24 protein-coding genes are annotated in these 23,918 nt (G+C 67.2%); 11 read left to right on the top strand and 13 right to left on the bottom strand.

Annotated elements, in window-relative coordinates:
• Positions 1–61: 61 nt before the first annotated feature.
• From glmU to AU192_RS21680, 4 genes are all read left to right on the top strand, one after another.
• Positions 62–1,540 (top strand): bifunctional UDP-N-acetylglucosamine diphosphorylase/glucosamine-1-phosphate N-acetyltransferase GlmU, encoded by a 1,479-nt coding sequence (glmU, locus tag AU192_RS21695; RefSeq protein WP_064399570.1) that lies wholly within the window; start codon positions 62–64, stop codon positions 1,538–1,540.
• Positions 1,541–1,638: 98 nt separating this feature from the next.
• A complete protein-coding gene (locus AU192_RS21690) occupies positions 1,639–2,619 on the top strand; it encodes a ribose-phosphate diphosphokinase (protein WP_064399569.1) in 981 nt (326 codons plus the stop codon).
• Complete coding sequence (arsC, locus tag AU192_RS21685) at positions 2,620–2,976, top strand: arsenate reductase (glutaredoxin) (protein WP_064399568.1); 357 nt, start codon at positions 2,620–2,622, stop codon at positions 2,974–2,976.
• Between the two features lie 32 nt (positions 2,977–3,008).
• Positions 3,009–3,653 (top strand): LpqN/LpqT family lipoprotein, encoded by a 645-nt coding sequence (locus AU192_RS21680; protein WP_064399567.1) that lies wholly within the window; start codon positions 3,009–3,011, stop codon positions 3,651–3,653.
• 82 nt (positions 3,654–3,735) lie between these two features.
• Here the strand turns inward: AU192_RS21680 and AU192_RS21675 are convergent, their stop codons facing one another.
• Positions 3,736–4,578 carry a hypothetical protein gene (locus tag AU192_RS21675; protein ID WP_064399566.1) on the bottom strand — a complete coding sequence of 281 codons (843 nt, stop codon included), beginning with the start codon at positions 4,576–4,578 and terminating at the stop codon, positions 3,736–3,738.
• Positions 4,579–4,693: 115 nt separating this feature from the next.
• Between AU192_RS21675 and AU192_RS21670 the strand changes: the two genes are divergently transcribed.
• From AU192_RS21670 to pth, 3 genes are all read left to right on the top strand, one after another.
• On the top strand, positions 4,694–5,566 hold the full coding sequence (locus AU192_RS21670) for an oxidoreductase (protein ID WP_064399621.1): 873 nt from the start codon (positions 4,694–4,696) through the stop codon (positions 5,564–5,566).
• Positions 5,567–5,706: 140 nt separating this feature from the next.
• Positions 5,707–6,384, top strand: a complete 678-nt coding sequence (locus AU192_RS21665) for a 50S ribosomal protein L25/general stress protein Ctc (RefSeq protein ID WP_064399565.1) — start codon at positions 5,707–5,709, stop codon at positions 6,382–6,384.
• A gap of 6 nt (positions 6,385–6,390) precedes the next feature.
• The gene (pth, locus tag AU192_RS21660) at positions 6,391–6,969 is read left to right on the top strand and encodes an aminoacyl-tRNA hydrolase (protein WP_064399564.1); all 579 of its coding nucleotides are present in this window, start codon (positions 6,391–6,393) and stop codon (positions 6,967–6,969) included.
• A gap of 2 nt (positions 6,970–6,971) precedes the next feature.
• On the opposite strand, the gene AU192_RS21655 is transcribed toward pth, so the two are convergent.
• The 4 genes from AU192_RS21655 to AU192_RS21640 form a co-directional block, all read right to left on the bottom strand.
• Positions 6,972–7,694 carry a cutinase family protein gene (locus AU192_RS21655; RefSeq protein WP_064399563.1) on the bottom strand — a complete coding sequence of 241 codons (723 nt, stop codon included), beginning with the start codon at positions 7,692–7,694 and terminating at the stop codon, positions 6,972–6,974.
• A gap of 57 nt (positions 7,695–7,751) precedes the next feature.
• A complete protein-coding gene (locus tag AU192_RS21650; RefSeq protein WP_064399562.1) occupies positions 7,752–8,780 on the bottom strand; it encodes an epoxyqueuosine reductase in 1,029 nt (342 codons plus the stop codon).
• 61 nt (positions 8,781–8,841) lie between these two features.
• Entirely contained in the window at positions 8,842–10,002 is a 1,161-nt protein-coding gene (locus AU192_RS21645; RefSeq protein ID WP_242656992.1) for an Rv3169 family protein, read from the bottom strand.
• 9 nt (positions 10,003–10,011) lie between these two features.
• The gene (locus tag AU192_RS21640) at positions 10,012–10,944 is read right to left on the bottom strand and encodes a metal-dependent hydrolase (protein ID WP_064399560.1); all 933 of its coding nucleotides are present in this window, start codon (positions 10,942–10,944) and stop codon (positions 10,012–10,014) included.
• A gap of 120 nt (positions 10,945–11,064) precedes the next feature.
• Here AU192_RS21640 and AU192_RS21635 point away from each other — a divergent pair, with 120 nt between their 5' ends.
• Positions 11,065–11,637: a TetR/AcrR family transcriptional regulator gene (locus tag AU192_RS21635; RefSeq protein ID WP_233151321.1), complete on the top strand. Its 573-nt coding sequence runs from the start codon at positions 11,065–11,067 to the stop codon at positions 11,635–11,637.
• Here AU192_RS21635 and AU192_RS21630 read toward each other — a convergent pair.
• Positions 11,612–12,454 carry an alpha/beta fold hydrolase gene (locus AU192_RS21630; RefSeq protein WP_064399558.1) on the bottom strand — a complete coding sequence of 281 codons (843 nt, stop codon included), beginning with the start codon at positions 12,452–12,454 and terminating at the stop codon, positions 11,612–11,614. The two genes, AU192_RS21635 and AU192_RS21630, sit on opposite strands and share 26 nt — an antisense overlap.
• Before the next feature lie 82 nt (positions 12,455–12,536).
• Between AU192_RS21630 and AU192_RS21625 the strand changes: the two genes are divergently transcribed.
• Positions 12,537–13,586, top strand: a complete 1,050-nt coding sequence (locus AU192_RS21625; RefSeq protein WP_064399557.1) for a phosphotransferase family protein — start codon at positions 12,537–12,539, stop codon at positions 13,584–13,586.
• Here the strand turns inward: AU192_RS21625 and AU192_RS21620 are convergent.
• From AU192_RS21620 to AU192_RS21605, 4 genes are all read right to left on the bottom strand, one after another.
• Positions 13,583–14,431, bottom strand: a complete 849-nt coding sequence (locus AU192_RS21620) for an ABC transporter permease (protein WP_064399620.1) — start codon at positions 14,429–14,431, stop codon at positions 13,583–13,585. The two genes, AU192_RS21625 and AU192_RS21620, sit on opposite strands and share 4 nt — an antisense overlap.
• Positions 14,432–14,445: 14 nt before the next feature.
• On the bottom strand, positions 14,446–15,405 hold the full coding sequence (locus tag AU192_RS21615) for an ATP-binding cassette domain-containing protein (RefSeq protein WP_064399556.1): 960 nt from the start codon (positions 15,403–15,405) through the stop codon (positions 14,446–14,448).
• 114 nt (positions 15,406–15,519) lie between these two features.
• Positions 15,520–17,154, bottom strand: a complete 1,635-nt coding sequence (locus tag AU192_RS21610) for a fatty acyl-AMP ligase (RefSeq protein ID WP_064399555.1) — start codon at positions 17,152–17,154, stop codon at positions 15,520–15,522.
• Positions 17,155–17,494: 340 nt separating this feature from the next.
• Positions 17,495–18,469 (bottom strand): 4-(cytidine 5'-diphospho)-2-C-methyl-D-erythritol kinase, encoded by a 975-nt coding sequence (locus tag AU192_RS21605; RefSeq protein WP_064399554.1) that lies wholly within the window; start codon positions 18,467–18,469, stop codon positions 17,495–17,497.
• Between the two features lie 79 nt (positions 18,470–18,548).
• Here AU192_RS21605 and AU192_RS21600 point away from each other — a divergent pair, with 79 nt between their 5' ends.
• The gene (locus tag AU192_RS21600) at positions 18,549–19,346 is read left to right on the top strand and encodes a serine/threonine-protein kinase (RefSeq protein WP_064399553.1); all 798 of its coding nucleotides are present in this window, start codon (positions 18,549–18,551) and stop codon (positions 19,344–19,346) included.
• On the opposite strand, the gene rsmA is transcribed toward AU192_RS21600, so the two are convergent.
• The 3 genes from rsmA to AU192_RS21585 all read right to left on the bottom strand — a co-directional run bounded on the left by rsmA (position 19,333) and on the right by AU192_RS21585 (position 22,303).
• Positions 19,333–20,241 carry a 16S rRNA (adenine(1518)-N(6)/adenine(1519)-N(6))-dimethyltransferase RsmA gene (gene rsmA / locus AU192_RS21595; RefSeq protein WP_064399552.1) on the bottom strand — a complete coding sequence of 303 codons (909 nt, stop codon included), beginning with the start codon at positions 20,239–20,241 and terminating at the stop codon, positions 19,333–19,335. The genes AU192_RS21600 and rsmA overlap by 14 nt on opposite strands.
• Positions 20,238–21,365, bottom strand: coding sequence for a resuscitation-promoting factor (locus tag AU192_RS21590; protein ID WP_064399551.1), 1,128 nt, complete (start codon positions 21,363–21,365; stop codon positions 20,238–20,240). The genes rsmA and AU192_RS21590 overlap by 4 nt, the downstream gene beginning before the upstream one ends.
• Before the next feature lie 89 nt (positions 21,366–21,454).
• Positions 21,455–22,303 (bottom strand): TatD family hydrolase, encoded by an 849-nt coding sequence (locus AU192_RS21585; RefSeq protein ID WP_064399550.1) that lies wholly within the window; start codon positions 22,301–22,303, stop codon positions 21,455–21,457.
• Positions 22,304–22,327: 24 nt separating this feature from the next.
• Here AU192_RS21585 and metG point away from each other — a divergent pair, with 24 nt between their 5' ends.
• A complete protein-coding gene (metG, locus tag AU192_RS21580; RefSeq protein WP_064399549.1) occupies positions 22,328–23,911 on the top strand; it encodes a methionine--tRNA ligase in 1,584 nt (527 codons plus the stop codon).
• The last annotated feature ends 7 nt before the right edge of the window (positions 23,912–23,918 follow it).

The raw sequence follows: 23,918 nt of genomic DNA, 5'->3' as shown, positions 1-23,918 counted from the left end.
CACATGCGGCGTGACCGGCGTGTCGCGCATGAAACCGCACATCCGATAGGCAGGAGACCGGATGACGGCAGCCCCTGAAACCGCGGTGGTCGTGCTCGCGGCCGGCGCCGGAACCCGGATGCGATCCGACACCCCGAAGGTGCTGCACACGCTGGCGGGTCGCAGCATGCTCGCCCACGCCCTGCACGCGGTGGCCAAGGCGGCGCCGCGGCACCTGGTCGTCGTGGTCGGCAAGGACCGGGAAAGGGTGACGCCCGAGGTCGAGCGGCTGGCCGCCGAGCTCGGCCGCCCGATCGACACCGCGACCCAAGAGCAGCAGCTCGGCACCGGACACGCCGTGCAGTGCGGTCTGGCGGCACTGGCGGCCGACTTCGCGGGCACGGTGGTGGTGACCTCGGGTGACGTGCCGTTACTCGACGCCGACACGCTGGCCGACCTGATCGACACGCAAAGCAGGCGGCCGACGGCGGTGACCGTGTTGACCACCACGCTGCCCGACCCGACGGGTTACGGCCGCATCCTGCGCACCCAGGACGGCGAAGTGATGGGCATCGTCGAACAGGCCGACGCCACCCCCGAACAGCGGGCCATCACCGAGGTCAACGCCGGGGTGTACGCGTTCGACGCCGCCGCGCTGCGGTCGGCGCTGGGCCGCTTGAGCTCGGACAACGCCCAGCAGGAGCAATACCTGACCGACGTCGTCTCGATCGTGCGGTCCGACGGTCTGGTCGTGCGGGCCAAGCACGTCGACGACTCGATGCTGGTGGCGGGGGTCAACGACCGCGTGCAGCTGGCCGAACTCGGCGCGGAGCTGAACCGGCGCATCGTCGCCACGCACCAGCGGGCCGGGGTCACGGTGGTCGATCCCGCCACGACGTGGATCGACGTCGACGTGTCCATCGGCCGCGACACCGTGGTCAAGCCGGGCACCCAGCTGCTCGGCGACACCCGCATCGGCGGGCGGTGTGAGGTCGGGCCCGACACCACGTTGGCCGACGTCACTGTGGGTGACGGCGCGACGGTGTGCCGCACGCACGCCAGCTCGTCGGTGGTCGGGGACGGCGCGACGGTCGGACCGTTCACCTACCTGCGGCCGGGCACCGTGCTGGGCGCCGACGGCAAGCTCGGCGCGTTCGTCGAGACCAAGAACTCGACGATCGGCACCGGCACCAAGGTGCCGCATCTGACGTACGTCGGCGACGCCGACATCGGCGAGCACAGCAATATCGGCGCGTCGAGCGTCTTCGTCAACTACGACGGCGAGACCAAGAGCCGCACCACGATCGGCTCGCACGTTCGCACCGGGTCGGACACGATGTTCGTCGCCCCGGTCACCGTCGGCGACGGCGCCTACACCGGAGCGGGGACCGTCGTGCGCGACGACGTGCCGCCGGGAGCGCTCGCCGTGTCCGCGGGGCCGCAGCGCAACATCGAGGGCTGGGTGACGCGCAAGCGACCGGGGTCGGCGGCGGCGCGGGCCGCGGAGCAGGCATCCGCCGAGGAGGGCGGGCAGGCTGCGGACGACGTCGAATCCGGGTGAGCGGCCCCGGCCGTTCACGATCTGGCCACCCGGGCACGGCCGGCGCGTCAAGCTACGTAGGATTAGCCGGTATCGATCCCCGACCTTGAGGGCGCAGTGTGGGCACCGAGTGGACCGACAATCGCAAAAACTTGATGCTGTTCTCGGGTCGGGCGCACCCCGAACTCGCTGAACAGGTCGCCAAGGAACTCGACGTACCCGTGACGGCGCAGACCGCGCGGGACTTCGCCAACGGCGAGATCTTCGTCCGGTTCGACGAATCCGTTCGCGGTTGCGACGCCTTCGTGCTGCAGAGCCATCCGGCGCCACTGAACCAGCACCTGATGGAACAGCTGATCATGATCGACGCGCTCAAGCGCGGCAGCGCCAAGCGGATCACCGCGATCCTTCCGTTCTATCCGTATGCACGGCAGGACAAGAAGCACCGCGGGCGCGAACCGATCTCGGCGCGGTTGGTCGCCGACCTGCTCAAGACCGCGGGTGCCGACCGGATCGTCACCGTCGATCTGCACACTGACCAGATCCAGGGCTTCTTCGACGGACCGGTCGACCACATGCGGGCGCAGAAGCTGCTCACCGGGTACATCGCCGAGCATTACTCCCACCACGACATGGTGGTCGTCTCCCCCGACTCCGGCCGGGTTCGCGTCGCCGAGAAGTGGGCGGACTCCCTCGGAGGCGTCCCGCTGGCGTTCATCCACAAGACGCGCGACCCACTCAAACCCAACGAGGTGGTGTCCAACCGCGTCGTCGGCGACGTGCGGGGCAAGACCTGTGTGTTGACCGACGACATGATCGACACCGGCGGCACCATCGCCGGCGCGGTCAAGCTGCTCAAGGCCGACGGCGCCGGCGACGTGATTATCGCGGCGACACACGGCGTGCTGTCGGATCCGGCCCGCGAGCGGCTGGCCGATTCGGGCGCCTGCGAGGTGATCGTCACCAACACGCTGCCCATCGGCGAGGACAAGCACTTCGCGCAGTTGACCGTGCTCTCGATCGCACCGCTGCTGGCGAACACGATCCGCGCGGTGTTCGACAACGGCTCGGTGACAAGCCTTTTCGACGGGTCGGCATAGATGTCGGCCCCAAGTCCAAACGCGACGATCTACCACAATCCCAAGTGCTCGACCTCGCGTAAGACGTTGGACTTGTTGCGCGAGAACGGGATCGAGCCTGAGATCGTGCAATACCTGAAGACGCCGCCGACCCGCGCCGAGCTGGAGAAGATGATCTCCGACGCCGGTATCGACGTGCGCACCGCCGTGCGTAAGCGTGAATCCCTCTACGACGAACTGGGTTTGGCGGATGCCTCGGACGACGAGCTCCTCGACGCGATGGCCGCCAACCCGATTTTGATCGAGCGGCCGTTCGTCGTCACGCAGAAGGGCACCCGGTTGGCCCGGCCGATCGACGCGGTGCGCGAGATTCTGTGAGCCGTCGAGGCTTTCGAGTTCTTGCCGCTGCGGTGACGGTCGTCGGTGCGATCGCCGTGTCCGGCTGCGGCACCGAACCGCCCAACTATCAGTCGGTGTGGTCGACGTCGCCGCCGCCGCCGTCGACCACCGCCAACCCCGATGACAAGCCGGTGCCCGTCGCGGCGTTCCTGGAACAGGCCGGTGTGACGGGTCAGCCGGTGTTCCCCGAGAAGCTCACCGATCTGACCGTTTCGTATCCGACGCCGGCCGGGTGGGAGCCGTACTTCAATACCAACTTCGCGCCGGGAACCAGGGTGATCGCCAAGGGCGAGACGTACCCGATCGCGATGCTGGTGGTGATGAAGTTGACCGGCGACTTCGATCCGCGCGAGGCGATCAAGCACGGCTATGTCGACGCCGAGATGTCGCAGAACTTCAAGCGCCTCAACGCGTCCATGGACGACTTCAAGGGTTTCCCGTCGGCGATGATCGAGGGCAGCTACGACCTCAACGGCACCCGGATGCACAGCTACAACCGCATCGTCATCGCGACCGGCGCACCGCCCGCCAAGCAGCGCTATCTCGTGCAGTTCACGGTGACGAGTTTTGCCCAGAAAGCCGCCGAAGAGGCCCCCGACATCGAGAAGATCATCGCCGGCTTCAACGTCGCGGTCCCCAAGCCGCCGCCGAAGTAGCCCCAGTTTTTTGCGCGAAATGGCATTCCAGCAGGAAAAGTGCGAGTAGCGGCCTGCGGGAATGCAATTTCGGGGATTGGGGTCAGGGTCGCCAGCCGCGGGACACCAGCGCGTCCCACGCCCTTCTGACCAAGTACTGCGGATGGTCTTCCTTTATCGCTCTGAGCACGATCCAGCCGAGCCGCTCGATCTGCGGTATCACTCGCAGGTCCTTGACGTACTGAGCGCGCGACGTGCGGTGCTGATCGCCGTCGTACTCGGCGACCACCCCGAAATCCTCCCAGCCCATGTCGACTGTCCGAAGTAGGTTCCCGAACTCGTCGACGATGGGGATCTGGGTGCTCGGCTTGGGAAGTCCGGCGTCGATGAACAGCAGCCGAAGCCAGGTCTCGCGGGGTGAGGCGGCACCGCCGTCGACCAGCGGTAGCAACTCCTTGAGCCGTTTGACACCCCGGGCGCCCTGATACCGCTTGGCCAGGAGCAACACGTCCTCCATCGAGAATGGCTGCGCACGCATGAGGGCGTCGAGCCGCGCGATTGCCTGTCCACGAGGCAGGTGCCGGCCGAGGTCGAAGGCGGTACGCGCGGGAGTCGCGAGGAATAGCCGTTGCCAGACGAACTCGTCGCCCGTTATGCGTTCATTGCGGGTGATGATGCCTTTCGGGGGCCGGGCGCAGTCGTAGACCAATTCGATCGCGGTGTCGTCGACCCACTCCGCGCCGTGAAGTGCTGAGGCCGCGACGCCGGTGACGATTCCGCCGCGTTTGGACCACAGCCATGCTGCGAAGGTGCGATCTTCAACCGTTAGTTGTCGCCCCCGCCGAGCATGGACATCCGGATACACCGGCCGGTACCACCGGGCCAGTTCATGTCGAGTGACGATGCCGCTGGCGACTGCTTCCGACCCGATGAATATCTCCCCCATGGCCAGATTGTGCTGACCAGCCCCGACAATGCCGCGAAATTGCATTCCAGCAGCGAAAGTGCGAGTGGAGACCTGCTGGAATGCCATTTCGCGGTACGTCACTAGGGTGGTCGGCATGAGCGACTGGACCGCCGCGGATCTGCCCTCCTTCTCCGGACGCACCGTCATCGTCACCGGCGCCAACAGCGGCATCGGCTTGATCACGGCGCGCGAACTGGCCGGAGCAGGCGCCAAGGTCATCCTGGCCGTGCGCAACACCGCTAAGGGTGACGAGGCCGCGGCGACGATCACCGGGGATGTCGAGGTCCGCAAGCTGGACCTGCAGGACCTGGCGTCCGTGCGCGCATTCGCCGACGGTATCGACGCCGTCGACGTGCTGGTCAACAACGCCGGCATCATGGCCGTCCCGTACGCGTTGACCGTCGACGGCTTCGAGAGCCAGATCGGCACCAACCATCTCGGCCACTTCGCCCTGACCAACCTGCTGCTGCCCAAGATCAGCGACCGGGTCGTGACGGTGTCGTCGATCATGCACATCTTCGGCCGGATCAACCTCAAAGACCTCAACTGGAAGGCCCGGCCGTACCTGGCGTGGCCGGCGTATGGGCAGTCCAAGCTCGCGAACCTGCTGTTCACGAAGGACCTGCAGCGTCGACTCGACGAGGTGGGCTCGCCGATCCGGGCGATCGCCGCACACCCGGGCTACTCCGCCACCAACCTGCAGGGCCAGACGGGCAACCCGATCGGGACCCGCTTCTGGCTCGCCGCCAACCGGATCTTCGCCACCGAGCCCGACTTCGGTGCCCGCCAGACCCTGTACGCGGTGGCCGAGGACCTGCCGGGCGACACATTCGTCGGACCCCGCTTCGGCAGCCGCGGTCCCACCGGGCCGACGGTCTTCCGCAGCCCGCTGGCTCGCGACGGCCGGATGGCGACGGCACTGTGGAAGCTCTCCGAGCAGCTCACCGACACCGCGTTCCCGCTCTGATTTGGGGCGCAGCACCGTTTCCGGCTACCCTGGCCGGTGATCACGGCGAGGGTGGCCGCGCCAGCGGAGGCCACCGTTATCGACGCGAACCTTGTGGTTGAGCCCCGCCGTGCTGAGCACACGACAGGAGCACCCACATCATGGCGAAGAACGCCCCCAACAACCTGACCGCAGCGGTGCGCACCGAGACCGGCAAGGGCGCATCGCGCCGCGCCCGCCGCAACGGCAAGGTGCCCGCGGTCCTCTACGGTCACGGCACCGATCCGCAGCACCTCGAACTCGACGGCCGTGACTTCGCGGCCGTGCTTCGCAACTCGGGCACCAACGCGGTGCTCACCCTCGATATCAACGGCAAGGAGCAGCTCGCGCTGACCAGGGCTCTCGACATCCACCCGATCCGCCGCACCATCACGCACGCCGATCTGCTCGTCGTGCGCCGTGGCGAGAAGGTCGTCGTCGAGATCAACGTCGTCATCGAGGGTGACGCGGTGCCCGGGACCCTGGTCACCCAGGAGACCAACACGATCGAGGTCGAAGCCGACGTTCAGTCGATTCCGGAGAACGTCGTCGTCTCGGTCGAAGGCGTCGAGGCGGGAACGCAGTTCACGGCCGGCTCACTCGAGCTGCCGTCGGGTGTCACGCTGGTGACCGACCCCGACTCGCTCGTGGTCAACGTCGTCGTCGCGCCGACGGCCGAGGAGCTCGAGGCCGAGGGCGGCGGTGAGACGCCGGAGGAGGCGGAAGCCGACGTCGCCGAGGTCGCCGACGAGGGCGAGGGCGACTCCGCCGAGGCGGCTCCCGCCGAAGAATCCGAGTAGTCCGGCATGGCCGAACCACTACTCGTGGTCGGCCTGGGCAACCCGGGACCGCAATACGCCACGACGCGGCACAACCTCGGGTTCCTCGTCGCCGACATCCTCGCCGATCGCATCGGCTCGGGATTCAAGGTGCACAAGAAGTCCGGCGCCGAGGTGGTCACCGGCCGCCTCGCCGGACGCTCGGTGGTGCTGGCCAAACCGCGTACCTACATGAACGAGTCGGGTCGGCAGGTCGGACCGCTGGCCAAGTTCTACTCGGTGCCACCGGCCGACATCGTGGTGATCCACGACGAGCTCGACATCGACTTCGGCCGGATCCGGCTGAAGTTCGGTGGCGGTGTGGCCGGGCACAACGGGCTACGGTCGGTCGCTTCGTCGTTGGGTAGCAACGACTTTCAGCGCGTCCGGATCGGTATCGGTAGGCCGCCCGGCCGCACCGACGGCGCGAAGTTCGTGTTGAGCACCTTCACCTCCGCGGAGTGGAAGGACGTCCCGACGATCTGTGAGCAGGCCGCTGACGCCACCGAGATCCTGGTGGCACACGGCGTGGAGCCGGCGCAGAACATCGTGCACGCCTGGGGCTGACGTCAGCCTCCGGTGTGGCCGGACAGCGTGGTGATCGGCGCGGCGGCACCGAGGCGGTCGGCGGTGAACTGCGCCGCCTGCGCAGTGAGCCCCGACTCGACGTAGCGGCTGTGCGCCGCGACGTCGTTTCCGTTGGAGCACACCGGATCCGCGCCGTTGCACAGGTCGATGGTCTTGGCCCCGTACGCCGGGCTCAGCGCGGTGAGCGGACCGCCGAGCAGGCGGACGGAGGGATTGCCGAACACCGCGACCGCCGCGACGCGGTCGGCGACCGTGGCGGGCATGGGCTGGGTGAAGCCGAGTGTCGGCGTGTTCGCCAGGGCGATGGCGTCGATGACGGCGGCACCCTGTGAGTACCCACCAAGCACGATCCTGGTGTCCGGGCAGGTGGTGGCGATGTTCTGGACGAACAGGCTGGCGTCGATGGCGCCCTCGGCGGCGCGCAGGAAGTCCCGTGTCGCGGGATAGTTGACCGCGTAAACGGCGACGGTCTTGTCGCCCACGAGCGGCCGCAACGTGTCGACGAATGCCTGGCCGACGCGGCCGACGCCCGCCGGCTCCCCGGTGCCGCGAGCGAACACCACTTGCACATCGGGACACTCCCCGGTGGGCGCCGCAGCGGCCGGTGCTGCCGACATCACGAGCGGAGCACCCAGTGCCGCACCCGAGATGAGTACTGCCGCAACCATGATCATCAGCCGACGCAGCGGCAGTCTCGTCTTCATGCATGGCCAAACGCCCAGTCGACGACGATGTATTCCGCACGCGGCCGGCGGCCTGCGTCATACCCCCCGGATGCCGCTGCCGACGACCTCCACGTGTTTGTGGGGAAACCGGCGTTCGGCGTGCTCTTTGGCCGCGGAGTCGGGCAGCACGTAGAGCGTTTCCTTCTTCTCCTGCAGCGGCCGCAACACCAGGTCCATGAACCCCTTGCGGTCATCGAGATACGGTTCGATGACATCCTCGCCCGCCGGGCACACCGCCAGGCAGTATGCGGCCTTGTAGTTCGCCTTGAACGACAGGCTCTGCCACATCGACGCGTTCTCCGAATCGCTCACGCGGGAGCGGAAATCGGCGCCGTCCTCGCTGTCGGCGACGGTCTGCACCCAGTCGGTGAAACCGCCCATGAACTCGCGATAGTTGTGTACCGAGCAGGCGAGGAAGTCGAAATCACCGTCTTTCTTGATCGCGCCGACCGGGCATGCCGCGACGCACAGCTTGCACTCCAGGCACGGTGAATAGTCCAGCGGCTCACCGTAACTCGAAACAGGCGCAGCGAGAAGAATGGTGCCGAGCAGGATGAAGTTCCCGAACTTCGGATGGATGACGTTGCGATGGATGCCCATCACGCCCAAGCCCGCCGCCACGGCGATGGGCTTGTGCGCGACCACCCAGATGCGGCCGGGGTACCGGTCCATCTCCATCGGGAACGACATCGACGGATTGACCGCCCGGTATCCCGCGTCCTGAAGCACCCGCGTGATGCGGTGGGCGGCCTCGTTCATGATCTCGCCACTGCGGTGGAACTCCTGGTTGGCCACACTGCGGGCCGCCGAGCGGACGTTGTCGCGGTTCATCCGCACCACGAGCGCGATGTAGCTGCGCACGCCGGGCAGGGCCGCGTCGGCGTGCTCACGCTCAGCGGCCAGGTCCGGGTTGTCGACGCTGACGAATGCGACGTCGTCGACCCCGGCGTCCAGGCATACCCGGCGGAGCCAGTCGGCATCGACGATGTCCGGGGTCGTCGCCTTTCGCGAGCGCACCTTGCGCACGGTGGGGTGGTCGTCCAGTCGGCCGGCTTTGTGCACCATGCTAAGTATAGTACACAATACTCAGATGGGTGCGCCCAGAGGCGTCACGCTCGTTTCTGGTTCAGAGGAACGAGTTCTCGGCGGTGAGCCCTCGCTCCGGGAACTCCCCCAGCGCGAACGTCTCGGCGTTGCCGAGCCCGGAACCGCCACCCACCGGATCTTCCACGCGGACCAGCAGATCCCGCAGCTGATGCAGCTTGCGCGCGTTGTCCGCGGTGTCGCAGTCGGTCACGTGGTAGCCCTCCACGCGCAGATCGCCCACCCACTGGCCGTAGACCCAGTCGTTCCAGCCGTAGTAGCCGGCCGTGCCGAGGTGAAAGCCCGTCGGTCCGGCCGCGGTGATCGTCAGCGGTCGCCGCGATCCGTCGGAGTCGATCAACGTGACGGTGCCGTGGGTCAGTCGCCGGTTCTCGTCGTTGAAGTGCAGATCCTGTTCCACCGAGACAAACCGGTGCGATGTGCCGTCGTCGTTCTGTTGCTCTGCCTGGCAACGTATTTCGAGAAAACCGTCGCCACGCTCCTCCTGATACATCACGAACAGCGAGTACGCCGATCCGTCGGGGCGCGTCAGCGTCATCGGCAGCCAGGTCATGAACATCTGCTTGATCTTGCGCCCACCACGAGGCAGGCCGGCGATGGGTTTACCGACCCCGGGTCGCAGTCCCCAAGAATGGTCGCGCACCGATATCCACTCGTCGGGCCGAATCTCGGTGCGACGACCTTCGACCTCGACCCAGCCGGACGCCACGCCGATCTGGTGGTAGCGCAACACATTATGGGAGACGCGGTAGCCATCCGGGCTGCGGTCGGGCCATGGATCCTCCAGCGCCGCATCGAAGCTGCCCTGCATGACGACGTCGAAGGAGATCGGCGCGTGTTCGGACGGCTCGAGGCTCACCTGAATCGACCGCAGCGGCTCGAGCACGCGATAGCGAATCGGCCCGACGGCGGTCGAGGAGGGATCGGCCGATAGGCGGCGCCCGCCGCGCACGGTCCACTGCTCGGTGCCGCGGCAGACCCCGGCCGCACCGTCGAACACGCCACGGTTGGTGTACTTCCCGACGCCGAGCACAACCTGCAGCGAGTTGTCCCGTGCATGCGCGAGCGTCCAGATCTTCTCCGTCCACGACGGATCCGATTGGCTGACCGTTGCGAACGTGTCGACGATCTGGTGGGTGAGCGACTCGTCTTCGGGCACCAGACCGCCGTAGTTCGTCGTCAACAATCGATGTCACCTTCCCGTGGTGGACGACGACCGGGCGAACGTCGTCATATCTGCGCCGTCGTCGTAGGCGCGCATCCAGGTCTGCGCCCACGCGGGCAGCGGCTGATCGGCCGGATCGTGGTACGGCGTCTGCGAAAGCGCCAGCCGCCACACCATTTTCGCCAGGTCGGCGGTCGGCACCGGTTGGAAGATCGTGGGTGCTCCCCCGCCCTCGCGTCGGCGGCGCAGGATGGGCAGGCGGTGTTTGAGTTCACCGGTCAGAAAGCCACCCGACAACAACTCGCGGGTGGAGACGCCGCGATCCTCGATCGGGACGACCTCGTCGAACACCGTCGCGATCGCGTCGGCGATGGCGGCGACATGGCTGAACGTCCTCTTGATGTGCTTGACGCGGGACCACGGGTGGGGGTTGACGTGATTGCACAGGATCAGCCCCGAACTGCGGTGCTCGATCTCCTCGACGAAGTGCCACATCATCAGCGAGGCGACCCGGACATCGCCCCCGCCGAACAGCGAATCTCGGTGGTCCAGAATCACTTTGAACAGCGGGGTGAACGTGGCTTCGAGGTTGGCGACGTAGGCGAGGTGGAAGGCGACCGGCTCGTTCCTCAGCAGCTCGTCGTAGGCCGCGCAGGCGTCGGCGTAGCACTGCTCGAGGTCGGGGTAGCGGTCGATCAGCGCGAGCATGTGCTTGCGATGCGCGGCGGCATGCTGGGCTTCCTGCTTGAGGAACCCCTCGGCTTCCTCCGCGACGCCGGGACTTTCGGCCAACCGGTCAGCGGCCATCCGCACCGCGCTGACGATGTAGCGCTCGAAGGGCACCGCGATGAACGTGAACGCATTGCAGAACAGTCCGAAATTCGGGTTGGCCGGCTGCCACATGAACGGCACTGAGGCGTCGAACTCCCATCCGATCTTGCGGACGACGAGGTCGGTCACCGTTGCTCTCCTCCGCACCGGACGTGGCACTGCGCATCCGGTAACTCACCCGTCAATGGGGTGCTCGGGCTTGATGTAGCGCTAGTGTGACATTTGACCCTGCAGATGTAAAGGTTGATCGTGGCCCACACCGAGGATTCCGAGCAGTCGACGCGGCGGCGCATCCTCGCGGCCACTTTCGTCGTGCTGGCTCGTGACGGTCGGCGGAAGCTGCAGCTGTCCGATGTCGCCGCCCAAGCGGGCGTCTCCCGCCCGACGCTGTACCGCCACTTCGGTTCCAAGGAGGGGTTGCTCGAGGCGTTCGGCCTCTACGAACAGGACAATTTCGATGCGGGAATCGCGAACGCGATGGCGGGCCTCGTGGACAGCGACCGCCTCGATGCGGCGTTGCGCTTCATCGTCGAGTTCCAGAGCACCTACTCCCTCGGATCGCTCGCCGATACCGAACCCGATCACGTGCTCCATCAAATGAGGCGGGTGCTGCCGATCATGCACGAGCGGATCGCACGGATCATCCCCGGCGACAACAAGGACGTCGCCGCGGCGGCCGTGGTGCGCATCGCGGTGTGCCACTACCTGCTCGGAGGAGCCAGCCCCGAGAACTTCCTCGCCGAACTGCGCCACGCCGCAGGTCTCGACGCCGCGCGCAACGGCCGTTCAGCATCGCTCAGCCCGCGTCCAGCCAGTCGCTGATCTTGGCCGCGATCAGCTCGGGCTGTTCGAGGTGCAGGAAGTGTCCGACCCCGTCGATGACTTCGTGCGACGACCCAGCGGTCGGCAGGTACTCGTCCAGTTTCCCGAGCAGCTCGGCGCCTATCGCCCCGTCGTTGCGGCCATGCAGATAGAGCGTCGGGACCGGGGGCGGCACGGCCGTCGCCGCGGTCTCGTCGGCGACTTCGGGATCGCCGAACTCCGGATTGAACGATGCGCGGTACGGCCCGACGCCGTCGGCGACGTTCTCGGCGGTGACGTGCCTGCGCAGTTCGGCGATGTCTTCAGCGCAGTCGTATCCCGGTGACCAGTCCGCCCACAGGGACTCCCAGAATCCCGGCGCGAGCACCGCCGCCTCGGCCAACCCGACCTGCTGGATGAACCAGATGTAGAACGACCGTTTGAGCTGCCGATAGGTGAACAGGCCGGTCGCCAGCACACCGATCGGCGGTACGGCGAGCGCCACGAAACGCCCGAACACCGGGGCGGGGCCCGCGACCACGCCGTAACCCGCGTGCGCACCCCAGTCGTGACCGATCAGCACCGCGCGGTCGTCGGCTCCCCTCGCGTGGGCGACCCGGCGTACGTGGCGCACGTACGTGCCCACGCTGACCGGGTGCCCGATCGGTGCGTCGTATCCGGGGAGCCACGGTGCGATGACGCGATAGCCGTGGCCGGCCAGATGCGGTCCCAGGTGGCGCCACGTGAACGGGGTGTCGGGGAAGCCGTGGACCAGGACAGCCAGTGGCCGGTCGTGGTCGGAGATGTCGCCGAAGGTGAGCGCCTGCGGTCGGGTCACTTCGCGAGCGTATTACATACGGACCATCGGATGTAACAGGGTTCTTCTTTACATCTCACCGGCAGCGTGTAAGCCTTTCTCCATGGCGGGCATCGCTCTGGTCAGACGCGACCTCGAGGCCACCCGTGCCAGGCTGCGGGACTGGTTCGACGACCGGCACACCGACGAGGTGGTCCTCTCCGAACTACGGCCGGCGAACCGGGCCGCGGGGTGGTCGAGCGAAACGCTGGTGTTCACCGTCGAAACCGGCGGACGCACCAGCGAGCACGTCATCCGGATACCGCCTGCCGGCGGCGGGATCTTTCCCGAATACGACCTCGACGCCCAGTCCGCGACGCAGCGACTCCTCCACGAACACGGTGTCGCGACGCCGTCACCGATCGTCTACGAGCCCGACGAGTCGTGGATCGGGTCGAAATTCCTTGTAATGCCACGGATCGTCGGCCACACACCGTCGGACACCAGCTATGCCACGCGCGGTTGGCTGCACGACGCCGGCATGACCGTGCAGCGCCGAGTGCACGACTCATTCCTGGAAACGATGGCGCGCCTGCATCGGGTGCCACCCGAACAGGCCCCGTGGCTGGCCCGACCCGAGGGAGTCGGCGTCAGCGCCGAACTCGAGTGGTGGCGGGAGTACGTCAGATGGGGCACTGATGACCAGGTCCCCGATGTCATCACCGAAGCTTTCGACTGGCTGACACGCCGCACACCCTCCGCCACAACCCATTTGAGCATCTGCTGGGGCGATGCGCGGTTGTCCAACGCGATCTTCGACGACTCCGGCGAACTTGTCGGCGCCCTGGACTGGGAGCAGGCCTGCGTCTGCCCCGCCGAAGCCGATGTCGCGTGGTGGCTGGCCACCCGCAAGCAGATGCTCGAGGTCAACGGCTTGGACCTCGACCCCGAACTGGAAGGCTTCGACAGCCGCGCTTCGGTTGTCGGACGCTACGAGGAGATGCTCGGAAGGCCGCTCGAAGATCTCGACTGGTACGAGATATTCGCGATGGTCCGCATGGGGTGTTGCATCCTGCGGACGCAGGTCCTGTTGCGGGCGACCGGGCAGTCGGAGCACTTCCTCACCAGGGCGCCGATCCTGCCCGCATGGACGGTGGCCGCGATTCGCGCCTAGCTGCCGGTGCGGCGGGCGTAGGCGCGTAGGGCGAACGGCGCGAAGACCGCCGTCAGCAGCAGGGACCACAGGATGGTGGCCAGCACCGGATGGTGCAGCGGCAGCTGCGCACTGTCGGGCGCGGGTCCGCCGTTGCCCCACAGTTCGCGCATCGCCTGAGCCAGCGACGACACCGGGTTCCACTCCGCGATGACCCGCAGCCAGTGAGGCATCGGCTCGGTCGGGACAAATGTGTTGGCCAGGAACGTGATCGGGAACAAGACGGTGAACATCACGCCGTTGACGGCCTCGACGGTGCGCAGCAGTGAGCCGATCAGGATGCCGAACCAGATCATTCCGAAACCGAAGACCAGGACCAGAGCGAAGGCCAGCACCGCCTCGGCGACGCTGCCGCGGATGCGCCAGCCGATCGCCAGGCCCGTCAGCGCCATCACCACCACGCCCAGCGACGAGTGGATCAGGCTGGCGATGCTGCGACCGATGAGCACCGACGATCGCGAAATGGGCAGCGAGCGGAACCGGTCGATGATGCCCTTCTCGATGTCGGCGGTGATACCGGATGCCACGACGAATGCCGAGAACACGATGGTTTGCGCCTGGATGCCCGGCAGCAGGAACTCACGGTAGTTGGTGCCTCCCGGGTTAGGTATCGACGCGCCGAAAACGAACGCGAACAGCAACACGAACATGATGGGCTGGGTGGTGACGTCGCTCAGCATCTCGGGCATGCGCTTGGTGTGGATCATGTTGCGCTTGACCATGATCCAAGACTGCTGGGCGATGTTGGTCCGTCGAATCGCGACCCGTCGCCTGGGGGCGTGTGCCGGTGGCGCCACGGTCGTCATGTCACCTCCGATGGTCATGTACCGTCCTCCTCCTCGCTGCGGTGACCGGTCAGCGAGAGGAAGACGTCGTCGAGGCTGGGTCGCGACAACCCGATGTCGTCGACGGCGATGTCGTTGTCGCGCAGCATGCCCGCGACGCGGATCATGTCATCGAGACCCTCGGCGGCCGCGGTCAATTCGCGTGCACCTGCGTTGACGAACACTTCGCTACCGTCCGCGGCGAGCAGCGCCTCGGCCGCGGAGAGGTCCTCGGCGTTCGTCACGGTGACGACCAGGCTGGCGTTGCCTGCCTGCTGTTTGAGCGCAAGCGGCGAACCCTCGGCGATGATGCGCCCCTTGTCGATCACCAGGATGTTGTCGGCCAGCTGATCGGCCTCTTCAAGGTACTGCGTGGTCAGCAGCAGCGTGGTGCCCCCGTCGACGAGACCCCTTAGCGCGTCCCATAATTCGCTGCGGCTGCGAGGGTCCAGGCCGGTGGTCGGCTCGTCGAGGAACAACACCGGCGGCGAGGCGAGCAGGCTCACCGCGAGATCGAGCCGGCGACGCATACCGCCCGAGTAGGACTTCACCACGCGATCGGCGGCGTCGGCGATCGAGAACTGTTCCAGCAGTTGATCACCCAGCTTGGTGAGGTCCTTCTTGCGGATGCCGTAGAGCCCGCCGATCATCCGGATGTTCTCGCGGCCGGTGAGCAGCTCGTCGACGGTGGCGACCTGCCCGGTCAGGCCCATGTTGCGGCGCACCTGATCGGGTTCGCGGACGACGTCGTAGCCGGCGACGCGGGCGGTGCCGCTGGTCGGTGCGGTCAACGTCGTCATCATGCGCACGGTGGTGGTCTTGCCGGCGCCGTTCGGGCCCAGCAGTCCGAGCACCGTACCGGGGGGAACGGTGAAGCTGACGCCGTCGACGGCCGGCTCGCCGTCGCCGAAGCGCTTTACAAGATCGATCGCCTCGATGGCGGGAGCGGAAGGCATGACACCGAACGTATCGCCACTCACGGACTGCTCATTACGTGGCGAGCGACCGCAAATTGCAGGCGCTACGCGGCGTGCCCGTGTGCAAACACGGCCGCTCGCGCACCTAGGGGACTAGGTGACGAGCGAGACGGAGTTGCTGCGGCGCAGCTTGCCCGACGGTGTCTTCGGGATGGTGCCGGGTCCCAGCACGACGACGTTGCGCGGACGCACGTCGACCTCGCCGACCACCTCGTGGGCGACCTGCTGCTCGATCCGGCGCACCTCGACGGGATCCTGCCAGGCGTTGGACTCCACGGCGACGGCGAACGTCTCCCGCGAGTGGCCCGCGTCGAGGCGCACCGCGACGGCGCATCCCGGCCGGACCCCCTCGACACGGCATGCGGCGCGCTCGATGTCGGTCGGGTAGATGTTGCGGCCGGCCATGATGATCACGTCCTTGACCCGGCCGCACACGACGATGTTGCCTTCGTCGGTGATGTAGCCGAGGTCGCCGGTGTCGTACCAGCCGTGCTCGTCCTGCGCCGGGATGAATCCGCCCATGGTGATGTAGCCCGGAGTCAGGGATTCACCGCGAAGCTCGATCACACCGACGCCGCGCGGCGGCATCACGTTGCCCTGCTCGTCGATGACGCGGGCCTCGAGGTCGCGCAGCAGGGGTCCCAACGAGGCCAGCCGACGGGTGTTGCCCTTGGTCGCGGGCACGGCGCGGCGCAGCGCGGCCAGCAGATCGGCGTCGACCTCGTCGACCACCAGACCCGCGCCGCACGGAGAGAACGACACCGCCAGCGTGGTCTCGGCCATGCCATAGGCGGGCAGAATGGCGTCGGGCTTCAGACCGAACGGCTTGCCGGCGTCCAGCAGGTCCTCGACGTCGGCGGGCTCGACGGGCTCGGCGCCCGACAGCGCGAACCGCAGCGTGGACAGGTCGAACTCACCCGGCTTGGCCTGACGGCGCAACCGCTTGGCGAACAGCGCATAGGCGAAGTTCGGCGCCGCGGTCATCGTGCCCTTGTACTTGTCGATGAGCTTGGCCCACAGCAGGGTGTCGCGCAGGAAGTCCAGGGGGGTGACCTTGACCAGTTCCGCGCCGAAGTACATCGGGATGGTCAGGAAGCCGACCATGCCCATGTCGTGGAAGCACGGCAGCCAGCTGACCATGACGTCCTTCTCGACGTCGTACTCGGCGCCGATGAACATCGCCTCGGCGTTGGAGTAGATGTTGCGGTGCGTGATCTGGACCGCCTTGGGCGAGCCCGTGGAGCCGGAGGTCAGCTGCATCAGCGCCAGATCGTCCTCGCCGACGTCGATCGGGTCGATCGGATCGGAGGCCATCAGGTCCGACACGGTGAGGACCGTGATGCCCTGCTCTTGGAGCACCGGGATGGCGACCATGAAGGGTTCGGAGACGATGACGGCCTTGGCCTCGATCATCCGCACCACGTTCATCGTGTCCTCGGCCCAGACCGCGAGGTCGGTGCGCGGGGTGGGCTGGTGCAGCATGGTCAGGCTGGCGCCGCGCATCCACAGGCCTTGGGCGGTCGGGGCGATCTCCACGGGGAAGCCGGCCAGCACGCCGACCGCGTCGCCGAGTCCGATACCGGCCTTCTCGAGGCCGCCTGCGATGCAGCGGGCGCGCTCGTGCACCTCGCCCCAGGTGTGGCGGACGGGTTCGTACGGTTCACCGGTGACCATGCCCGTCGTCACGGTGCGGGCATTGCGGTACATCTTCTCGGTGAATCGGCTCACGACACCCTCCTCGGTTCCTGGAGCCGCTGCGCCTGCGGCATGAGGCTCAGCGCAAAAATCCTCGTCATATGCTCCGCCTGATCAGGGATGCGGTCGCGAAGGCGCGCACACGAGTCGGGAGCGGTTTCGTCTCGAATTGGTGATGCACCGAGGCCTTCGCCATATCCGACGAGGCGCCCACCGAGGTCCCGGCGGGAAAGAAAGTCGTCTCCGATGCATGACAGCTAATCTTCACCATCGGCCATCTTAGGCAACTCTTAAGTAGCCGCCAAACTCTCGCGATTATTGAGAACTGGGTCACACCCTCTCGTGACCGAACTGTTCCCCGGGCGACACGAGGTCACGCCGAGGTCGACGGCGTCGGCACCACCCGCGCACCCTGGACGGGCCCGCTGGCCACTCGCACGGTGCGACACACGCCCGCGCCCGCCAACTGCGCGCCGACGTCGACCGCTTGACCCGCCGAGGCGCACAGAAAAGCGCACGTCGGCCCGGACCCGGACACGATGCCTGCCAATGCTCCGGCCTCGGTGCCCGCGCGCAGCGTGCGGCGCAACCCCGGATCGAGGCTCAGCGCGGCGGGCTGCAGGTCGTTGCCGAGCAGCGGGGCGAGTTGAGCCGGATCGCCGGAGGCCAGCGCGGCCAGCACCGGTTCGGCATCCTCGAGGCGCGGCGGTGGTTCGCGATTCGGCCCCGCAGAGTCGCGCAGCCGGTCGATCTCGGCGAACACCGCCGGCGTCGACAACCCGCCGTCGGCAAAGGCCAGCACCCAGTGAAACGTCGTGCGGGCCAGCACCGTCGCCAGCTCCTCACCGCGCCCGGTGCCCAACGCGGTCCCCCCGTGCAGGGCGAACGGCACGTCGCTGCCCAGCCGGGCCGCCAGCGCATGCAGATCGCGGCGCGGCACGCCCAACTCCCACAGCGTGTTCATCGCGACCAGCACCGCCGCCGCGTCAGCGCTACCGCCGGCCATTCCGCCGGCCACCGGGATGGATTTCTCGATCGAGATCGCAACATCGGGTGCCCGCCCCACGTGTTCGGCCATCAACTCAGCCGCCTGCCACGCGAGGTTGCGCTCGTCGGCGGGCAGCGATTCGGCCCCTTCACCGGACACTTCCAGCGACAGCATGTCGGCGTTGCTGACGGTGATCTCGTCGAGCAGCGAGACGGCGTGGAACACGGTGGTGAGCTCGTGGTAGCCGTCGTCGCGGCGGTCACCCACCTCCAGATAGAGGTTGACCTTGCCGGGCACTCGCACGGTGACCGACCCCGTCGGCACCCACTCGGAGGCGGTGTTCCCGTTCCAGCCCGGCACGGCACGACACTATCGAAAGGAGTCGCCGACCAGTCGTCGTGTCGCGAGTCGGCGCAGGAGGCGGCACTAGTGTGAGCTCGTGCTGTCCGCCGGTGACCGGTTCGACGACTACGTGGTCGACGAGGTCCTCGGCCAGGGCGGATCGGCCACGGTCTACCTGGCGCATCCCGCGGACAACCCGCAGCGGGTGGTCGCGTTGAAGGTCCTCGCCGAACACGCTCGCGATCGAGCGCACGTGGCCCGGCTGCGGCGTGAATTCGAGTTCGCCGACCGGCTCGACCACCCTCACATCGTCACCGTGTACGAGCGGGGCCCGGGGTGGCTGACGATGCAGTACGTCGCGGGCGGCGGAGTGCAGAAGCTGCCGACGGTCCCCGACCGCCTCGCCGCCCTCGGCCAGATCGCCGACGCGCTGGACTACATGCACAACCGCGCGATCGTGCACTGCGACGTCAAACCCGCCAACATCCTGGTCGAGCCCGACCGCTCGCACGCCGTGCTGATCGACTTCGGGGTGGCGGTCGAGATCACCGACGACATCGGCCGCCGCCCTTCGCAGGTGGAGGCCTCGCTGCCGTACTCGGCGCCGGAGCTGATCGCGGGCCGGGCGCCGACAGAAGCCACCGACGAATACGCGCTGGCCTGCACGGCGGTCGAACTGATCACCGGGTCACCGCCGTTTCGGGACGATTCTCGAGTCGGGTTGGTCGAGGCGCACCTGCATCGCCCGCCACCACGGTTCTCAGCTGAATTCGACTGGCTGCCACGCACCTTCGACTCGATCGTGGCCAAAGCCCTGGCGAAGGCGCCCGCGGACCGCTACCAGTCGTGCCGGGAGTTCGTCGCGCTGATCGTGCGTGCGGTCAGCGGACGCTGATCGAGCCCTTGGTTTCCCGAACCACCGGCTTGTCGACCTCTTCAGACCGTTGCAGCAGCCGGACGAAGTCGGCGATGGACAGGGTCTCACCGCGGCGCGAGGGATCGATGCTGGCCGCGAGCAGCCTGCGGGCCGACTCGTTACCCGAGCCCGCCCATTCGGCGAACGCGTTGCGCGCCGTCTTGCGCCGCTGCGCGAACCCGATGTCGATCAGCTCGAACACCTGCTCACGGAAGCTCTCGTCGGTCGGCCACGGCGACGTCTCGTAGCGCTCGATGCCGACCAGACCCGAGTACACCCGGGGGATCGGCCAGAACACCGTCGGCGACACCATGCCGTGCCGGCGGACCTTGCCGAAGAAGCGCACCTTGGCACTCGGAACGCCGTAATCCTTGCCGCCTGGTTCGGCCGCGAGCCGCTCGGCCACCTCGGCCTGCACCATCACCATCACGGTGCGGATCGAGGGGAACTCGGCCATCAGATGCAGCAGCGCCGGCACGGCGATGTTGTAGGGCAGGTTGGCGACCAGGGCCGTCGGCTCCTCGTCGAGTTCTTCGCGGCGCAATCCGAGTATGTCGCGGTTGAGCACGCTGAGCCGGTTGATCTCGCTGTGCGAATGCTCGGCGATGGTGGTCGGTAGTTGCCGGGCCAGCACGGGGTCGATCTCGACGGCGGTCACCCGCGCGCCGCGGTCGAGCAACGCCAGCGTCAGCGAGCCCAGTCCGGGCCCGACCTCGAGAACGTGGTCGTGCTTGTGGACACCGGACGCCGAAACGATTCGCCGTACGGTGTTGGCGTCATGGACGAAGTTCTGGCCGAACGATTTGCGCGGCCGAAAGTCGATCGCCTTCGCCAGTTGTCGTATCTCGGTCCGCCCGAGTAGTCGAATGGTCAGCGCGCACCAATCCTCCCGCTACAAGTCGGCCACGCGCCCCACCCTTGTCGCGCCCGAGTGACTTCAGCAATCGCGATTTGTTCTTCTCTTGTTGCCAAGTCGGCTCTCGCAGCATAGCGCAGACCGCCGTTGCGCTCCCATGTGTTTTGGTCGAATTGAACGCCGCCGTAATATCCGTTGCCGGTGTTGATCGCCCAATTACCTCCGGCTTCGCACCGGGCAAGGGCGTCCCAGGTCGCTGCGTTGGACACCGGCGGCACCTCGGTTCCGGGTTTGGTGCCCACTCGCACGACTCCTTCACGGGCCGGCGTTACAACGACATTGGCTACTGGCAACCTGCCGGTCTCCACACCGTTGAGTTTCGCCACGGCAAAGATCACGTCCTGGGTGCCCGGCATCCCAGGGTCCTCGACGACCTCGCGGCTCTGGTTCAGCGTCGGGTCCTCGATGCGCTTGAGGCCGGGCGGCAGCGGCACACGCTCGGCGATCTTGTCGATCCGGTTGCGCGTCACCTGCACGTGCATACCGTCGGTGACGGGGGCCGATGCGGCCGGAACCACGGCGTCACGCTGCTCGAGCGGGGCGCCCGCCTCGGCGAGCAGACCCGCGACGTTCGGGGCGGCCAGGGTGACGCTGCGCGTCGCTCCGCCGTCATCGATGTACACGGTCTTGGGACTGACCACGGGCAGCGACATTCCCGCCAGCGGAACCCGGCTGGCGCGCGAGGCGGCCGCGGGCGCCTTGTCGGTCATCTCCAGCTGGGCGAGAGCCTCGTCGACCGTCGACGCGGTCGTCCACACCTGCTTGCTGTCCTCGCCGTCCAGTGAGAGCTGAAGCGGACGGCTGCGGCGCAGCACGATGGTGTCGGCCTGGTTCACCGGCTGATCGGCGGCAGGGAACAGGTCGTCGCGGTCGCCGACCTCGAAGCCGTTCTCCTCGACCACGTCGATCACGCGCGACTTCATGGTCGCCACCGTCGTCGACGACCCGTCGACGGTCAGCGTGACGGTCTTGTGCGCAGCTATCGCGTAACCGCCGGCGAAGGTGAGTGCGAGCAACGTCGCACCGACCAGCAGACGAAGTAGCGGTGAACGCGCCTCGTGGAGCTTTGTGAAAGTGTTCAAAACGTCGTATATCCCCGATATCGGACGGAACTCCGCGCCCTTGCGGTGCTTCGCTTTCGGTCACAGCACGGTAACGGAGAGGCCACGAGTCAGCAACTCGCAAGGCCGTACGCGCGCTCGGCTGTGGTGGTGGTTTCGCGTGCGACGGCCTCCGCCGGCTTACCGACGATCTCCGCCACCGCCCGCACAGTGTAGGGAAGGCAGTACGGCTCGTTGGGCGCGCCGCGGTACGGGTGGGGCGTCAGGAACGGCGCGTCGGTCTCGACCAGCATTTGCCCGGGCGGAATCAGCTGTGCGGCTTCGCGCAGGGCTCGGGCGTTCTTGAAGCTGACGGTGCCCGACAGGCTCAGTAGCCAGCCCTGGTCGATGCACCGACGCGCCATCTCCGGTCCCGAGGAGAAGCAGTGGAAGATCACGATGTCGGGGGCGCCTTCGGCGGCCAGCACGTCGAGCACTTGGTCGTCGGCCTCACGGTTGTGGATCATCAGCGGCTTGCCGGTCCGCTTGGCGAGGTCGATGTGCCAGGCGAACGCGTCCCGTTGGGTGGCCGGTTCCGCGCAGCCTTCAAGCTTGCCGGGCCAGTACAGGTCGAGGCCGGTCTCGCCGATCGCGACGACGCGGGGATGCCCGGCCAGTCGCTCGACGACGGTCTTGGCCTCGTCGGTCAGGGCGTCGGCCCGCGTCGGATGCAGGGCGACGGCGGCGTAGACCCGCTCGTCGGCGTCGGCGGCCTCGGTGGCCCAGCGCGCGGAGTCGAGGTCGTCGGCGATGGTGACGACGGCCCGGACGCCGACCGCTGCCGCGCGGTCGACGATCGCGGTGACCTCGGCCGCGTCCGACGCACCGCATGCGTCGAGATGGGTGTGCGCGTCGATCAGCGGGCTCAGCGGATCCGGAGCGGGGGGCCGCTCCCTTCCGCCTGAGCGCTTCGCGTTCACTGCCACACCATAAGCTGAGTTGAAATGACTACCGCTGTCCCCGGGGCGCAAGCGCCAAGCCCAGGCGCGCCCTTCTACATCACCACCGCGATCGCCTACCCGAACGGCGATCCGCACGTCGGCCACGCCTACGAGTACATCGCCACCGACGCCATCGCCCGGTTCAAGCGGCTGGACGGATTCGACGTGCGGTACCTGACCGGCACCGACGTGCACGGGCTGAAGATGGCCGAGGCGGCGAAAACGCTGGGCATCCCCACGGCCGACCTGGCGCGGCAGAACTCGGATGTGTTCGAACGCCTGCAGGAGAAGCTGAACATCTCGTTCGACCGGTTCATCCGCACCTCGGACGCCGACCACTTCGAGGCCTCGAAGGAGATCTGGCGCCGGATGAACGACGCCGGCGACATCTACCTCGACTCCTACCAGGGTTGGTACTCGGTACGCGACGAACGGTTCTTCACCGACGCCGAGACGAACGCCGGCGCCGACGGCGTGCGGGTCGCTGTGGAGACCGGCGCGCCCGTGACCTGGACCGAGGAGCAGACGTACTTCTTCCGGCTGTCGGCCTACACGGACCGTTTGCTGGAGCACTATCGGACGCACCCGGAGTTCATCGAGCCCGAAGTGCGGCGCAACGAGGTCGTCAGCTTCGTCTCCGGCGGGCTCAGAGACCTGTCGATCTCGCGCACCACGTTCGACTGGGGCGTGCCGGTGCCCGACCATCCCGACCACGTCATGTACGTGTGGGTGGACGCGCTGACCAACTACCTGACCGGCGTCGGCTTCCCGGACACCTCGTCGGAAGCCTTCAAGCGATACTGGCCGGCCGATCTGCACATGATCGGCAAGGACATCATCCGGTTCCACACCGTCTACTGGCCCGCGTTTCTGATGTCGGCGGGAATCGAGTTGCCGCGCAGGGTTTTCGCGCACGGATTCGTGCTCAACCGCGGCGAGAAGATGAGCAAGTCGGTGGGCAACATCATCGACCCGGTGAACCTCGTCGACACGTTCGGGCTCGACCAGGTGCGCTATTTCTTCCTGCGCGAGGTGCCGTTCGGTCAGGACGGCAGCTACAGCGAGGACGCGATCATCGGCCGCATCAACGCCGACCTGGCCAACGAGTTGGGCAACCTGGCGCAGCGCTCGCTGTCGATGGTGGCCAAGAACCTCGACGGGATCGTCCCTGAGCCAGGGGACCTCACCGGCGACGACGCGGCCCTGCTCGAATCCGCCGACGCGCTGACCGACCGGGTGCGTGGCCATTACGACGCCGTCGCGATGCACCTGGCGCTTGAGGCGATCTGGTCGGTCCTCGGCGCGGCGAACAGGTACTTCTCCGCCCAGGAACCGTGGGTGCTGCGCAAGTCGGAGGCGGCGCAGGATCAGCGCCGGTTCGGCACAGTGCTATACACGACGCTCGAGGTCGTGCGGATCGCCGCGCTGCTGACGCAGCCCGTGATGCCCGACTCGTCGGCCAAGCTGCTCGATCTGCTCGGGCAGAACCCCGACGAACGAACCTTCGCCGCTATCAGCACCCGGCTGAAGCCAGGCACCGCCCTACCGGCCCCGACCGGTGTGTTCCCCCGCTACCAGGCTGAGTGATTCGAAA

Source organism: Mycobacterium lehmannii, from assembly GCF_001499925.1.
Taxonomy (GTDB): Bacteria; Actinomycetota; Actinomycetes; order Mycobacteriales; family Mycobacteriaceae; genus Mycobacterium; species Mycobacterium lehmannii.
This window is presented reverse-complemented; position numbering and strand designations above follow the sequence as displayed.

What these genes read in the sequence shown, in the direction of transcription:
- glmU (WP_064399570.1), top strand. Translation starts at nt 62, where the DNA reads ATGACGGCAGCCCCTGAAACCGCGGTGGTCGTGCTCGCGGCCGGCGCC.
- arsC (WP_064399568.1), top strand. Translation starts at nt 2,620, where the DNA reads ATGTCGGCCCCAAGTCCAAACGCGACGATCTACCACAATCCCAAGTGC.
- AU192_RS21675 (WP_064399566.1), bottom strand. Translation starts at nt 4,578, where the DNA reads ATGGGGGAGATATTCATCGGGTCGGAAGCAGTCGCCAGCGGCATCGTC.
- AU192_RS21670 (WP_064399621.1), top strand. Translation starts at nt 4,694, where the DNA reads ATGAGCGACTGGACCGCCGCGGATCTGCCCTCCTTCTCCGGACGCACC.
- AU192_RS21665 (WP_064399565.1), top strand. Translation starts at nt 5,707, where the DNA reads ATGGCGAAGAACGCCCCCAACAACCTGACCGCAGCGGTGCGCACCGAG.
- pth (WP_064399564.1), top strand. Translation starts at nt 6,391, where the DNA reads ATGGCCGAACCACTACTCGTGGTCGGCCTGGGCAACCCGGGACCGCAA.
- AU192_RS21655 (WP_064399563.1), bottom strand. Translation starts at nt 7,694, where the DNA reads ATGAAGACGAGACTGCCGCTGCGTCGGCTGATGATCATGGTTGCGGCA.
- AU192_RS21650 (WP_064399562.1), bottom strand. Translation starts at nt 8,780, where the DNA reads ATGGTGCACAAAGCCGGCCGACTGGACGACCACCCCACCGTGCGCAAG.
- AU192_RS21625 (WP_064399557.1), top strand. Translation starts at nt 12,537, where the DNA reads ATGGCGGGCATCGCTCTGGTCAGACGCGACCTCGAGGCCACCCGTGCC.
- AU192_RS21620 (WP_064399620.1), bottom strand. Translation starts at nt 14,431, where the DNA reads ATGACGACCGTGGCGCCACCGGCACACGCCCCCAGGCGACGGGTCGCG.
- AU192_RS21615 (WP_064399556.1), bottom strand. Translation starts at nt 15,405, where the DNA reads ATGCCTTCCGCTCCCGCCATCGAGGCGATCGATCTTGTAAAGCGCTTC.
- metG (WP_064399549.1), top strand. Translation starts at nt 22,328, where the DNA reads ATGACTACCGCTGTCCCCGGGGCGCAAGCGCCAAGCCCAGGCGCGCCC.